The following is a 12,325-nucleotide window of genomic DNA, read 5'->3' as shown; positions in this document are numbered from 1 at the left end:
ACCCCCGCGACAAAGCTTCATGTCTCGTCTAGCAAGATCGCCTATGTGTGGAATGCGAGGAATGTTCGGTCACTGGTTGCCGTAGGCGCCGTCATGGTACTGACCGCGTGCACCAACGGCGGGGCGCCGGCGGCCTCGCCGTCGTCGGGAGCGCCGTCCGCCGGGCCGTCGGCGGCGGCCGTGGTCGCGCCGGAGCAGACGCGGAGTGCCCTGCGGGCGAAGTACGGGATCCCCGACTTCGCGGACGCCCCGGCACCGCAGCCGATCACGCTGGCCGGCGGGGACTCCGTCGAATACCTGCACCGGATCCCGACCGAGCAGAAGGTCGCGTTCCTGACCATCGACGACGGTTACCTGAAACTGCCGGAGGCTCAGGAACTGATCGCCGCCGCCGGTGTCCCGGTCACGCTGTTCCTCACCACTGACGCGGTCAAGGACGACCCGGACTATTTCCGGCCGCTGATCGACGCCGGTGCGGTCGTCGAGTCGCACACGATCAGCCACCCGAACATGAGCGGCAAATCCTACGAGTTCCAGCGCAAGCAGATCTGCGGTTCGGCCGACAAACTCGAAGGCTGGTACACCCGGCGCCCCACGCTGTTCCGCCCGCCGTACGGCAACAAGGACGCCAACACCCTGCGCGCCGCCAAATCCTGCGGCATGACGGCGGCGTTCATGTGGACCGAGACCGTGCACAAGGGGAAGGTCCGCTACCAGGGGCCGAAAGGCGTCAAGCCCGGCGACATCATCCTCATGCACTTCCGGGAAGCGTTCCGCGCCGACTTCGTGAACGCGCTCAAGGCCATCCACAAGGCCGGCCTCACCCCCGCGCTGCTCGAGGACTACATGCCGCCCACCGCGGGCCCGGCATGACGCAGGATGGTCATCATGACCGCTGACCCCGAACGGGCCTGGCTCGGCGTGGTCGCCGCCGACCACGCCGCCTCCGGTGCCGAACAGGGCTGGATCCAGCTCCACCACGGCAAACGCCACGGGGTGGCCCGGTTGAGCCGCGGCGACGGGTTCGTCTTCTACTCCCCCACCCGGTCGCTCGGCGACAAGAAGCCGCTGCGCCAGGTCACCCAACTCGGTGTGGTCGCCGACGACGAGCCGTACCGGGCCGCGCCGATGAACATGGGCGACCACGGGATCGTGCAGCCGTGGCGGCGCGACGTCGTCTTCGCGGCGGTGCGGGCGGTCGGCGTACACGATCTCGATCTGGAATTGACCCGGGACCGGAACTGGGGTTATGGCCTGCGGCTCGGCCTGATCCCGCTGTCGATCGCCGATTTCCTGACGTTGCGCACGGCGATGACCATCTGACCGTCTGCCGGGTCCAGCCGAGCATCGCCGCGGCGGTCGCCGGGTTCGTGGTCCGCGGATCGCGGCCCGGCCCGGGCTCCCGGCCCGGTCGTCAGGTAGCCGGTGTACCCGAGAACCAGCGAACGCGGGCCCCGTCGTCCCGGGCTCAGGCGGTCTCCGGGCCTGTCTCCGCCATCGCCCGGCGCCGGTCCGCGGTGGCACTGACCAGCCACGCCGCCGTCAGCAGCATGCCCAGCATGGTCAGCGGACGCCACATGATCGTCGCGAAGAACTCCCACGGCAGCACCGGCAGCCCGGTGCCGGCGTAGTCGATCACGTTGCCGATCAGCGTGCCCAGCACCGCGATCATGTTGAGGGTGAGCAGCCCGAAGCCGACCCCGCCGAGCAGCCCCACGCCGCCGGTCGCCAGCCGGGTCGCCGCCGACCAGCCGAGCGCCGCACCGAGCGCCGCGAACACGAACGACAGGATCAGCGCGCCGAGCGGTTCGGCCCGTTCGACCCACAGCGACGCCGGCGTGTACGTGCTGGTGCCGGTCACGCGCAGCCGCCAGTCACCGGAGGCGGCGGTCAGTTCGCGCCACCCGTACCCCGGCGAATGCACCTCGCCGACCTCCCAGCCGGCGGCGGCCAGACGGTCGCGCAGCGGCGCGAGATCGGCGATGGGCTGGTCGTAGACGGCCTCGGTGTAGCCCGCGCCCCACTCGTCGGAGCCGGCGAACTCGTAGTACTCGTCGTCGTCGAACCAGTACTGCAGGCCGGAGATGTGGTCGGCCCGGTTGACCTCGGCGACCGGGACGCCGGGCGCCACCGTCGCGGCCAGGGACCGCATCCCGTCATCGGTGGGCAGGTCGCCGGCCTGCTGCCACCCCAGCCAGGCGCCGAGCATCGCGGCGATCGTTGCGAAAATCGCGGAGATCCATAGGGTACGCACGGAGCGCCCGAACCGCCGCAGCCCGCTCACGTCCCCGCTCGTCGATTCCACAAGGCCCCCATGTCATCCCGGACATCGATGCAGTCAAGATCAAGACAATAGTCGTGAGTGGACCGCAGGGTGACGTCAGGCTGACCCCGGGTCATCAGCGTCAGCTTCGACCCTCGGCGGCCCCGGCGGCAACCCTCCTTTCGGTGGGCTGACGGGTGCTCTCACCACGTCGAGATCCCAGGTGTCGAGCAGGTCGCCGAATCCCCCCGCCCGGGCGACCCGCTCCACCTCCGGGAAGAGCGCCGACGCCCCACCGGTCAGCGCGCCGATCAACACGTCGACGGTCCACGGCTCCGGCAGTGGATGATGCTCCAGTTCCCAGCGCAGGAACTTGTTGTACGGCCGGACCCGCCCGTACATCGCGAAGATCGTCCACAGCAGCCACGGTCCGGCCTCGTAGTCGTCGAGCCGGGCCAGGTCGTCCCGGCCGTCCCGGCGGCTCTTCGCCGCCCGGTAGACGAAGTTGACGTACCCGTCCAGCTGTTCGCGCACCATCGTGTCCGCCTCCGCCGGTGTCAGGGCGGCCTGCGCCCGTACCAGTGCGGCGATCCGCCCACCGAGCCGGTCCAGCAGCACCCGGGCGCCCCGGTACGAATAGCGCTGCCACCGGTCCGAGGTGTCCGCGAGCTCGTCGACGGTGAGCACCGCGGCATCCAGTGCGGCACTGTGCACGGTCTCCCAGCGGCCGGTGTGCTCGTGCACGACCACGTACACGTCGATGTCCGAATGGTCGGTCGCCATGTCCCGGGCCTGCGACCCGGACAGGATCAGCCCGGCCACCACCGGATCGGCCTCACAGCGCCGCAGCAGCCCCTCGTATCCGCTCGTCACGGCCGTGAGTATGCCCGCCGAGAATCGGGTTGCACGACCCACCATCATGATCGGTATGAGTGGACCGCACATCCTCCAGCCCGCCGGACGCGACGACCCGGAGCTGGAGAAGCGCCTCTCCGACGAACTCGACGCGATCAACAACGCGGCGATCGGCGTCGACGACGAGACGCCCCTGTCGATCCGGGTCACCGACGCCGACGGCGAGCTCGTCGGCGGCATCACCGGCTACACCTGGGCCGGCTGCGGCGGCATCAGCTCCCTGTGGCTGGCCCCGCACCTGCGCGGCCAAGGCCTCGGCGCCCGACTGATGGCCGCCGCCGAGGAGGAGATCCGCCGCCGCGGCTGCGACCGGGTCGTCGTGTCCACGATGTCGTTCCAGGCGCCGGACTTCTACCCGAAGCTCGGCTACCAGCAGGTCGGTCTGCTCCCCCGCATGCCCGGCGAGTCCGCCAAGCACTTCTTCCTCAAGTCCCTCACCTGAGGACCGCACCCGCCACGTCGGTGAGCAGGCGGGCAACCGCCGATCGGTGACACTCGATCGCCGACCGGGTGGCAACAGCGGGAGATTCGACCCACCCGACGGCACGATATTGATCTATGTTAGCCGGTACGGTGCCGTCCATGTCTCTTCCGTTCGACCTGTGGGGTCAGCGCGGCTGGGCCTCCGTCGAGGTGGTCGGCGAGCCGCATCACGGCGCGGCGGCGCTCGGCCTGTTCGGCGGCGGCCTGAAACCGGACGGGTCGGAGATCAGCACACCGGTGCGGTTGCTGCCCGATCCGGCGAGCCCGCACGACCGGAACGCGGTCGGGGTGTGGGCCGGCCCGCACCAGCTCGGGCACCTGTCCCGGCAGGACGCCGCCCGGTATGCGCCGGTGCTGACCGCGTTGACGTCCCGCGGCTGGATCCCGCAGGTCACCGCCCGGGTCTGGGCCGCCGAACCGGCCGGCCAGGACACGCCGAGCGTCGCCGTCAAGGTGGACCTGGCCGAACCGCACATGCTGGTGCCGGTCAATCAGCCGCCGGACGCGCCGCACCGTCTGCTGCCGCTGGGCGACGCCGTCCCGGTCGTCGCCGAGACGCCCTGGCCGGGTCCGGCGGCGGAGTGCTGGGTGCACGCCACCCTGCATGAGCTGCCCGACGGCGTCGAGCTCTGCATCAACGGCCTCCGGTTCGGCCGTCTCGCCCCAGCGGCGAGCACCGAACTCCTGCCGACGCTGCGACACCTCGCCGAGAACGGCCTGCTCACCGCGGTCCGGGCCACGATCAAGGCCGATCAGATCCAGGTGTACGCGGCGCGCTCCCACGAACTTCCGGACAGCTGGTTCGGTGCCGCGTCAACGCCGACGGCCCCCGCCGCGCAGACGGCTCCACTAGCGCAAACGGCTCCGCCGGCTCCCGCGGCACAGACGGCTGCACCAGCACAGACGGCTCCGGCGGCTCCGGCGGCTCCGGCGGCACACCTGGCCCCGCCAGCGCACCTGGCCCCGCCGACGCACCTGGCCCCGCCAGCGCACCTGGCCCCGCCGACGGACCTGGCCCCGCCGACGCGGATGGCCCCGCCGGCCCGGGCCACCGCGCCGGTGATCGCGGTGCGGGGTGCGCCGCCACCGAGCCCGCTGCGCCGCCCGCCGGCCCGGACCGAGGGCCGGGAGACCGTGCCGATGCCGCAGCCCGCGCCGGGTCCCGGCTGGCAGCGGCTCCTGGATCAGCCGGTGGTCCTCGACAGTGCCGGGCCGGAGGAGGAGATCACCGATCAGATCCCGTTCTTCGGCGCCCGCAGCCGCGCCCGCGAACTGTCCGCCGAGGTGACCCGCCTCCGCTCCGAACTCACCGCCCTGCGCGCCGAGGTGTCCCGTCTCACCGAGCGGCTGCGCCAGTCCGCCACCCGCTGAGTAGGACACGCCGATCTGGACACGTTTCGTCATCAGGGTCCGCGTGGTGACTTCAGCCGCCCATCCCGCCCGAAATCACCACACCGTCATGGGTGTGGTGATTTGGGGCGTCCAGCGCGCCCGTAATCACCACACCACCAGGGGTGTGGTGAACTGGGGCGTCCAGCGCGCCCGAATTCACCACACCGTCATGGGTGTGGTGAATTGGGGCGGCCGGGGCGGCCGTAAACACCACGCGGATGGGCTTCGCACGCTGACCACGAAACGTGTCTAATCGGGACGGGGCACGAGCGCGACGATGATCTCGCTCAGGGCGGCCCGCCCCTCGTCGGGCGCGACCATGCCGTCCATGACGCCCCGCACGAGACCGTCGGCCGCACCCAGGATCGCGGGCATCGCCGCCCCCGGGAGCACCCCGCCCCGGGCGAATGGCTGCAACGCCGCCCGGCAGTAGTCGCTGAACCGTCGCCCCTCCTCCCGGATCCTCCGCAGTTCGGGTGAGCCGTCCAGCGCCCCGACCAGGCCCGGCACTTCGATGCCTTCGGCGACGGCGCAGCTGATGTACGCGTCCGCGACGATCCCGGCCACCGACGGCAGGTCGTCCGGCGCCGACGCGAGGGCCTGTTCGAGGGCGTCGTACTGGCGGTTCTCGAACTGCCGGTACAGCTCGGCGAGGACCGCGGTCCGGGTGCCGAAGTGCTGGTAGACGAGGGGTTTGGCGACTCCGGCCCGGTCCGCGATCCGGGCCAGGGTCAGGGCGTCGCTGCCGTCGGCGCGGATCAGCAGCCGCGCCGTCTCCAGGAGTTGGGCGTGGCGGGCTTCCCGACTCATCCGCCGCCGCGGGCCTTCCGATGGCTGCACCCGATCATGCTAACTTACGAAAGGTAAGTTACGAATCGTAAGTTAACCGGGAGGTCACCATGCACACGCTCGTCGTCTTCGCCCACCCCGAGCCGGACTCGCTGACCGGCTCCACCGCACACAGCATCGCCACCGGCGTGACCGGCACTCCGGGCCACACCAGCGAGGTCGCCGACCTGACCGCGGAGGGCTTCGACCCCACGTTCACCACGGCCGACCTGGCGGTGATCCGGGGCACCGGCAGACCCCCGGAGGACGTACGCCGCGAGCAGTCCCGCATCGAGCGCGCCGACCGGCTCGTCCTGGTCTTCCCGGTCTACTGGTGGACGATGCCGGCCCTGCTCAAGGGCTGGGTCGACCGGGTGTTCACCGACGGCTGGGCCTACGGCGACGGCGGCGACGCCCTGGTGAACCGCGAGGTGCACCTGGTCGCCCTGGCCGGGGCGTCGGCCGGCGTCTACGACCGGCACGGCTACACCGAGTCGATGCGGGTCGCGATCGACCACGGCGTCTTCGAGTACTGCAACAGCCGGGTCACCTCGTCCCACGTCCTCCACGACGTCGATCAGGTCGGCACCGCCACGCTCACCGCGAAGATCGACGCACTGGTCGGAGTGCTCAACTCGTACCCCGGAAAGCGGCCCGGCCACCCGGGAAGGGTGACCGGGCCGGCAGTGACGGAGAGCCACGATCAGGTCAGCAGTGTCACCGAGTAGTTGAGGGTGGTGCCACTGGCCGTGTAGGTGGCCGTCTGACCGTTGGCGCAGTAGGAGACGAACACGTTGCCGGGCACGTCGTTGCCGGCCTGCGCGTGCACGAGCGGGCGCACGTCGACGCCCTCGGCGAATCCGGTGGAGACGAGGTCCACGATCCGCCACTGGTTGATCGGGTAGTCGTCGGTCGCGGCGGACAGCTGCCCGTCGCGGGTGGTGATCTGGAAGTTCATCACGAAGCCGCCGTTGTTGACCACGGCGACCTTCTGCACACAGGGGACAGCCTGCGCGGATGCCGGCGATGCGGCGAGCCCCACCAGGCCGGAGGTGGCCACGAGGGCGGCGGCGAGCACGGTCCGGGTCTTCATCCGGATCCTCCTTCTCGAGTCTCGGGAACGGTCGACGCCCCAGTATCCGGAGCGACCCGAACCAAACACCCTCATCTATATTTTCTGGTTTTTATATAAGTCGTCACCCGTTAGGGGTACGAAGATCCGTATAGCCAACGACGTCGATACGAGGCAGACTGATCCTCCCGTCACCGGAAGATCACGGAACGTGGTGAATCACCATGCGTGTGCGCGACACCGTCCCCTTCGTCGCCGCCGTCGTCGCGACCGTGCTGCTGGTCGTGACCGGCGGCGGCGACCCGGCCGCTGACGACGACTTCCTCGGCGGGCGGCAACTGCGCCTGATGGCTCCGGCCTCCCCCGGCGGCGGCTGGGACCAGACCGCCCGCGAGATGCAGTCCGCCCTGCGCGACATCGCCGGCCGCACCGAGGTGCACAACGTGGCGGGCGCCGGCGGCACGATCGGGCTCAGCCAGTTCGCCCGGTACCGCGGCGACCCCACCCAGCTGATGGTCACCGGACTGGTGATGGTCGGAGCGATCGAGAGCAACGACTCCCCGGTCACCCTGGCCGCCACCACTCCCCTGGCCCGGCTGACCACCGACTACGAGATCCTCACCGTCCCGGCCGCCTCGCCGATCCAGAACCTGCCGGACCTGGCCGCGCAGATGCGCGCCGACCTACGGGCCGTCTCCTTCGCCGGCGGTTCGGCCGGCGGTGCCGAACACATCCTGGCCGGGCTGATCGCCGAGGCGGTCGGCGCCGACCCGGCCCGGGTCAACTACGTGGCGCACTCCGGCGGCGGCGAGGCCCTGGCCACCCTGCTGTCCGGCCGGGCCACCGCGGGCGTCTCCGGCGTGTCCGAGATGGAGGCGCAGATCGAGGCCGGCACGATCCGCGCGATCGGCGTCTCCAGCCCGCAGCGCCTGCCCGGCATCCCCGACGTCCCCACCTTCAAGGAGCAGGGCGTCGACGTCGAACTGGCCAACTGGCGCGGCATCGTCGCGCCGGCCGGCATCAGCGCGGCCGACGAGACCGCCCTCGAGGAGCTGATCGTGAAGATGACCGGAACTGATACCTGGCGGGAGACGCTGACCCGCCGCGGCTGGGGCGACGCGACACTGACCGGCCCGGCGTTCGACACGTTCGTCCGCTCCGAACAGCAGACCGTCACCGACGTACTCGTCAAGATGGGCCTAGCATGACCGCGCCGGACGTCACCGACGCGGACACCGGGGAGCGCGAGAGCCGTGCCTCGGCGGCGCTCGGTGCGCTCATGCTGCTCGCCGCGATCCTGGTGCTGGTCGACGCGGCCGGACTGCGCGGCGACGACTCCACCCTCGGGCCCGCCGCCGCACCGACACTGATCGGCGTCCTGCTCGGGGTCCTCGGCGCGACACTGCTCGTCCGGTCGCGGCGCTCACTGCGTACCCCGAAGAATCCCCGACGCCTCTGGCGCCTCGCCGCGCTGGTGGTTCTGCTGATCGCGTTTGCCCTGGTCCTGCCCTTTCTGGGGTACGTGGTGAGTGCCGCGATCCTGTTCACCGGCGCTGCGCTGCTGCTCGGTGCGCCGCAGCCCGCCCGCATCGTGGCCTACGGGTGGACCCTCGCCGCGATCGTGTTCCTGGTGTTCGACCGTCTGATCGGGCTCACCCTGCCCGCCGGGCCCTGGGGGTTCTGACATGCAGGATCTGCTCACCGGATTCGCCGACGCGCTGACGCCCGCCAACCTGTTCTGGGCGTTCATCGGCGTCACCATCGGCACCGCGGTCGGCGTGCTGCCCGGCATCGGCCCGGCCCTGACGGTCGCCCTGCTGCTGCCGGTGACGTTCCGCCTGGACCCGGCCGCCGCCCTGATCATGTTCGCCGGCATCTACTACGGCGGCATGTACGGCGGCTCCACCACCTCGATCCTGCTGAACACCCCCGGCGAGAGCGCCTCGGTGGCCACCGCCCTGGAGGGCAACAGGATGGCCCGCTCCGGACGGGCCGCGGCCGCCCTGGCCACCGCCGCGATCGGCAGCTTCGTGGCCGGCACCATCGGCACCGTCCTGCTGTCGGTGGCCGCCCCGTTCGTCGCGGACATCGCCACCGGTTTCGGCCCGCCCGAATACGTCGCCCTGATGGCGGTGGCGTTCGTGACGGTCAGCGCCCTGCTCGGCCCGAGCCTGCTCAAAGGCGCGTCGAGCCTGGTGATCGGCGCGGCGGTCGGCCTGGTCGGCATCGACACCCTGACCGGCCAGCCCCGGCTCGACTTCGGAGTACCGTCGCTGCTCGACGGCATCGACGTGGTGATCGTGGTGGTGGCGCTGTTCGCCCTCGGCGAGACGTTCGGTCACCTGGTCGAAGGCACCGGCGGCAGCCGCGTCGAACCGCTGCGGGGCGCGCCGATGCTGTCCCGCGAGGACTTCCGGCGCTCCTGGCCGGCATGGCTGCGCGGCACCGCCCTGGGATTCCCGATCGGCAGCCTGCCGGCGGGCGGCGCGGACGTGCCGACGTTCCTCAGCTACAGCCTGGAGAAACGCCTGTCGAAGCACCGCCACGAGTTCGGTCACGGCGCGATCGAGGGCGTCGCCGGCCCGGAGGCGGCCAACAACGCCGCCGCGGCGGGCGTGCTGGTGCCGCTGCTGACGATCGGCCTGCCCACGTCGGCGACCGCCGCGGTGATCCTGACGGCGTTCCAGTCGTACGGACTGCAGCCCGGCCCGCAACTGTTCACCGAGTCGGGGGACCTGGTATGGGCGCTGATCGCCAGCCTCTACATCGGTAACGTGCTGCTGCTGGTGCTGAACCTGCCGCTGGTCAAGGTGTGGGCCCGACTGCTGGCCATCCCGGCCTACTACATCTACGCCGGCGTCCTGGTGTTCGCGTGCCTGGGCGCGTTCGCGGCCGGCGGCACGGTCGCCGACGTGCTGATCCTGACCGTGCTGGGCCTGGTCGGCCTGCTGATGCGCGAGGCGGGCGTGCCGGTGGCCCCGGCGATCGTCGGCCTGATCCTGGCCCCGCTGGCCGAGCAGCAGTTGCGGCGGGCGCTGGCCCTCTCCGACGGCGACGCGACGATCCTGGTCTCCGGCCCGCTGACGGTGTCCCTGTGGGTGATCGCGATCCTGGCCCTGCTCGCCCCGGCCGCCGTCAAGTTCTGGCGGTCCCGCCGCCCGGCCCCTTCATGATCATCTATAACATCCTGCGCCGTGACACACAGTGGAGCATGGCGTGACGCGGACCTGAGCACGCCGAACCGGACAGCGGAACTCGAGGTGGCGAACCGGCGCCGCCTGCGCATCTTCGGCGGGGTCGCAGCGGTGATCCTGGTCGGCGGCGGCCTCGGCGTCTACCGGTGGGTAGACCCGTTCGCCTCCGACTGGGCGCCCGCCTGCACCGACCTGGCGCCCCGGCTGACAGAGTTGACCGGCACCGCCTGGACCCAGACGAAACCCGCCGGGAAACGCGAGGACGTCGGCACCGCCCTCTGCGAGATGGCGTTCGTGACGCCGGAGGGGCAGCTCAGCGGCACCGCGCTGCTGTACGCGCACAGCGAGGCGACCGACCGGGAGACCGGCCGGGTGGAACTCGATTCGTGCCTGCTGCTGGACGCGGAACCGGTGAACCGGCCGGAGGGGTACGACGGGTACCAGGTGTGCTCACTGTCGACCACCGGCCACGGGGCGACGTTCGCGATCACCGGGGTCAAGGACGAGCGTTTCGTCCGGCTGCGGATGGTCGTCTACTCCCCGACGGCGGAGACCGACGAGGTGGCGTTCACCCAGGGCGGCGAGCTGGCCCGGGTCGCGGTGGCCGAGTCGCTGGCGATGCCCGAGCCGGACTGACATCCGGCCGGTTCAGACTCCTGGCGGCTGCGGCGTCGTACCCGCGGCGGCCGAGCAGCTCAGCGGGACGCCCTGACGCCAGGTCCACATCCCCCTCGGCGCCGTCCGGCTCATTCGGCAGACGGCTCGTCCGGCAGACGGCTCGCCCGGCGGCCGGCGGTCGGCTCGCTCGGCGGGTTGCGCACGGTGGATTCCGGTGGCGAGGATCGGAGGATGCCCGTTCCGTTCCACGACATCGATCATCGAGAAGCCGAGCGTGTCCTCCTCGCCGACGGCTGGACACCGTGCGGCGCCGGGGACTGGGCCATCGCGCTGCGCTCGCCGGACGGCACGACGGCCGCCCGGATCAGCCCGTTCGACCCGGTCGGGCCGTACACCACCGCCCTGTACCGGCAGGCGGCCCACACCCGGCAGGTGCCTGTGCTGTACGCCCACGAACGGCTGGTGGGCGGCGGCGACCTGCAACTGATGGAGTGGCTGCAGCCGGTCACCGAGGAGGAGGCGGTCGCGTTCCACCGGGCGATCGCCGCGCGGGCCCCGGAGGTGGCCGACCTGGTCGACGTCATCGGCCGGGTCCACGACCGGGCCCGGCAGGAGCTGCCGTGGTGCGGGCCGCTGGACCACAACCCGTCGAACGTCATGCGGGCCACGGACGGCCGGCTGGTCGTGACGGATCTGTTCTACGCGGACGGGCCGGCCCTCTACGCGACTGCGACTGCCGATCCCGGGCTGGTGGCCTCCCGGATTCCCGAGTCCGAGCGCCGGTTCATGACCGAGATCCCGCTGACCTCGTCCGGTCCCTGGGATCCGGAGGCGCAGCGGGCGATGCGCGCCGGACTGGCCGCGGCCGACGCCCGCGCCGATCTCGACTCCGCCCCCGGAGGTGATCTCGTCTCCGGACAATAGGTCGCATGCCGTTTCAGCTTCCCGACGCTCTCGCCACGCCGGACGACGAACCCGCTCTCGCCCTGTTGCGTCGTTACTACGGTGACGACGCGGCGACGGGCGCCGCCTTCGACGGGTGGGACAGCACCGGCACCCGAGCCGCGGACGCCGACCGGTTCACCGCTGACGATCTGGTGGCGGTCACTTTCCTGTCGGTACGCGTACCGCCGGGCGCCGCAGCGGCGATCCTGCGCGACCGGGCGGCCGAGTTCAGCGACCTCCTAGTTGCGCTCGGCCCGGACCGGGATCTCGTGGACGAGGAGTACCCCCTCACCGACGACGACTGGCCGGGCTGGCGGTTGCAGGCGGCGTTACGCGGCATTCCGGGCATCGACACGACCATCGCCACGAAGCTGATCGCCCGTAAACGTCCCCGCCTGCGCCCGATCTGGGACCGGGTGGTCGCGGCGGTGACCGACACCCGCAAAAGCCAGTGGGAACCGGTGCGCCTGGCCCTGCGCGACCAGCATCGCGCCTTGCAGAACCGGCTGGTCCACCTGCACGGAGCGGCCGGTCTGCCGGCGGAGGTGACACCGCTGCGCGTGCTGGACGTGATCGCATGGCGGGCGGGCAAGGACAGCGGCCTCTGACAGCCGA

The 12,325-nt window shown here is 71.3% G+C and carries 15 protein-coding genes; 11 read left to right on the top strand and 4 right to left on the bottom strand.

The window, feature by feature from the left end; all coding sequences use genetic code 11:
- Nucleotides 1-93 precede the first annotated feature (93 nt).
- The gene (locus tag WH85_RS06180; RefSeq protein WP_083448824.1) at nt 94-873 is read left to right on the top strand and encodes a polysaccharide deacetylase family protein; all 780 of its coding nucleotides are present in this window, start codon (nt 94-96) and stop codon (nt 871-873) included.
- Nucleotides 874-888: 15 nt separating this feature from the next.
- Complete coding sequence (locus WH85_RS06175; protein WP_045740959.1) at nt 889-1,323, top strand: EVE domain-containing protein; 435 nt, start codon at nt 889-891, stop codon at nt 1,321-1,323.
- A 145-nt stretch (nt 1,324-1,468) separates the two neighbouring features.
- Here the strand turns inward: WH85_RS06175 and WH85_RS06170 are convergent, their stop codons facing one another.
- Both WH85_RS06170 and WH85_RS06165 read right to left on the bottom strand, forming a co-directional pair.
- Entirely contained in the window at nt 1,469-2,284 is an 816-nt protein-coding gene (locus WH85_RS06170; RefSeq protein WP_157410807.1) for a hypothetical protein, read from the bottom strand.
- Between the two features lie 96 nt (nt 2,285-2,380).
- The gene (locus WH85_RS06165; protein WP_063775467.1) at nt 2,381-3,136 is read right to left on the bottom strand and encodes a nucleotidyltransferase domain-containing protein; all 756 of its coding nucleotides are present in this window, start codon (nt 3,134-3,136) and stop codon (nt 2,381-2,383) included.
- 55 nt (nt 3,137-3,191) lie between these two features.
- On the opposite strand from WH85_RS06165, the gene WH85_RS06160 reads away from it, so the two are divergent.
- The gene (locus tag WH85_RS06160; RefSeq protein WP_045740722.1) at nt 3,192-3,620 is read left to right on the top strand and encodes a GNAT family N-acetyltransferase; all 429 of its coding nucleotides are present in this window, start codon (nt 3,192-3,194) and stop codon (nt 3,618-3,620) included.
- Nucleotides 3,621-3,760: 140 nt separating this feature from the next.
- Entirely contained in the window at nt 3,761-5,032 is a 1,272-nt protein-coding gene (locus WH85_RS53665; RefSeq protein WP_045740721.1) for an HIRAN domain-containing protein, read from the top strand.
- 270 nt (nt 5,033-5,302) lie between these two features.
- On the opposite strand, the gene WH85_RS06150 is transcribed toward WH85_RS53665, so the two are convergent.
- On the bottom strand, nt 5,303-5,893 hold the full coding sequence (locus WH85_RS06150; RefSeq protein WP_211275294.1) for a TetR/AcrR family transcriptional regulator: 591 nt from the start codon (nt 5,891-5,893) through the stop codon (nt 5,303-5,305).
- Between the two features lie 59 nt (nt 5,894-5,952).
- On the opposite strand from WH85_RS06150, the gene WH85_RS06145 reads away from it, so the two are divergent.
- Nucleotides 5,953-6,609: an NAD(P)H-dependent oxidoreductase gene (locus tag WH85_RS06145; protein ID WP_083448823.1), complete on the top strand. Its 657-nt coding sequence runs from the start codon at nt 5,953-5,955 to the stop codon at nt 6,607-6,609.
- Here WH85_RS06145 and WH85_RS06140 read toward each other — a convergent pair.
- The gene (locus WH85_RS06140; RefSeq protein ID WP_045740719.1) at nt 6,585-6,974 is read right to left on the bottom strand and encodes a hypothetical protein; all 390 of its coding nucleotides are present in this window, start codon (nt 6,972-6,974) and stop codon (nt 6,585-6,587) included. The two genes, WH85_RS06145 and WH85_RS06140, sit on opposite strands and share 25 nt — an antisense overlap.
- A gap of 203 nt (nt 6,975-7,177) precedes the next feature.
- On the opposite strand from WH85_RS06140, the gene WH85_RS06135 reads away from it, so the two are divergent.
- The 6 genes from WH85_RS06135 to WH85_RS06110 all read left to right on the top strand — a co-directional run bounded on the left by WH85_RS06135 (nt 7,178) and on the right by WH85_RS06110 (nt 12,318).
- Nucleotides 7,178-8,161 carry a Bug family tripartite tricarboxylate transporter substrate binding protein gene (locus tag WH85_RS06135; RefSeq protein WP_083448822.1) on the top strand — a complete coding sequence of 328 codons (984 nt, stop codon included), beginning with the start codon at nt 7,178-7,180 and terminating at the stop codon, nt 8,159-8,161.
- Nucleotides 8,158-8,637 (top strand): tripartite tricarboxylate transporter TctB family protein, encoded by a 480-nt coding sequence (locus WH85_RS46720; RefSeq protein WP_052720188.1) that lies wholly within the window; start codon nt 8,158-8,160, stop codon nt 8,635-8,637. Before WH85_RS06135 ends, WH85_RS46720 begins: the two co-directional genes overlap by 4 nt.
- Before the next feature lies 1 nt (nt 8,638).
- Nucleotides 8,639-10,126 (top strand): tripartite tricarboxylate transporter permease, encoded by a 1,488-nt coding sequence (locus tag WH85_RS06125; RefSeq protein WP_045740718.1) that lies wholly within the window; start codon nt 8,639-8,641, stop codon nt 10,124-10,126.
- 21 nt (nt 10,127-10,147) lie between these two features.
- Nucleotides 10,148-10,783: a hypothetical protein gene (locus WH85_RS06120; protein ID WP_045740717.1), complete on the top strand. Its 636-nt coding sequence runs from the start codon at nt 10,148-10,150 to the stop codon at nt 10,781-10,783.
- Between the two features lie 213 nt (nt 10,784-10,996).
- A complete protein-coding gene (locus WH85_RS06115; protein ID WP_045740716.1) occupies nt 10,997-11,689 on the top strand; it encodes a hypothetical protein in 693 nt (230 codons plus the stop codon).
- A 5-nt stretch (nt 11,690-11,694) separates the two neighbouring features.
- On the top strand, nt 11,695-12,318 hold the full coding sequence (locus WH85_RS06110; protein ID WP_045740715.1) for a DUF6308 family protein: 624 nt from the start codon (nt 11,695-11,697) through the stop codon (nt 12,316-12,318).
- The last annotated feature ends 7 nt before the right edge of the window (nt 12,319-12,325 follow it).

This window comes from Actinoplanes rectilineatus (genome assembly GCF_000962825.1).
Lineage (GTDB): Bacteria > Actinomycetota > Actinomycetes > Mycobacteriales > Micromonosporaceae > Actinoplanes > Actinoplanes rectilineatus.
The sequence above is the reverse complement of the archived record's forward strand: the minus strand, read 5'-3'. Positions and strand labels throughout refer to the sequence as shown.

Bases quoted from the DNA above. Each gene is read 5' to 3' on its own strand.
- WH85_RS06145 (WP_083448823.1), top strand. From the start codon at position 5,953: ATGCACACGCTCGTCGTCTTCGCCCACCCCGAGCCGGACTCGCTGACC.
- WH85_RS06175 (WP_045740959.1), top strand. From the start codon at position 889: ATGACCGCTGACCCCGAACGGGCCTGGCTCGGCGTGGTCGCCGCCGAC.
- WH85_RS06115 (WP_045740716.1), top strand. From the start codon at position 10,997: ATGCCCGTTCCGTTCCACGACATCGATCATCGAGAAGCCGAGCGTGTC.
- WH85_RS06140 (WP_045740719.1), bottom strand. From the start codon at position 6,974: ATGAAGACCCGGACCGTGCTCGCCGCCGCCCTCGTGGCCACCTCCGGC.
- WH85_RS06135 (WP_083448822.1), top strand. From the start codon at position 7,178: ATGCGTGTGCGCGACACCGTCCCCTTCGTCGCCGCCGTCGTCGCGACC.
- WH85_RS06110 (WP_045740715.1), top strand. From the start codon at position 11,695: ATGCCGTTTCAGCTTCCCGACGCTCTCGCCACGCCGGACGACGAACCC.
- WH85_RS53665 (WP_045740721.1), top strand. From the start codon at position 3,761: ATGTCTCTTCCGTTCGACCTGTGGGGTCAGCGCGGCTGGGCCTCCGTC.
- WH85_RS06180 (WP_083448824.1), top strand. From the start codon at position 94: ATGGTACTGACCGCGTGCACCAACGGCGGGGCGCCGGCGGCCTCGCCG.
- WH85_RS06125 (WP_045740718.1), top strand. From the start codon at position 8,639: ATGCAGGATCTGCTCACCGGATTCGCCGACGCGCTGACGCCCGCCAAC.
- WH85_RS06160 (WP_045740722.1), top strand. From the start codon at position 3,192: ATGAGTGGACCGCACATCCTCCAGCCCGCCGGACGCGACGACCCGGAG.
- WH85_RS46720 (WP_052720188.1), top strand. From the start codon at position 8,158: ATGACCGCGCCGGACGTCACCGACGCGGACACCGGGGAGCGCGAGAGC.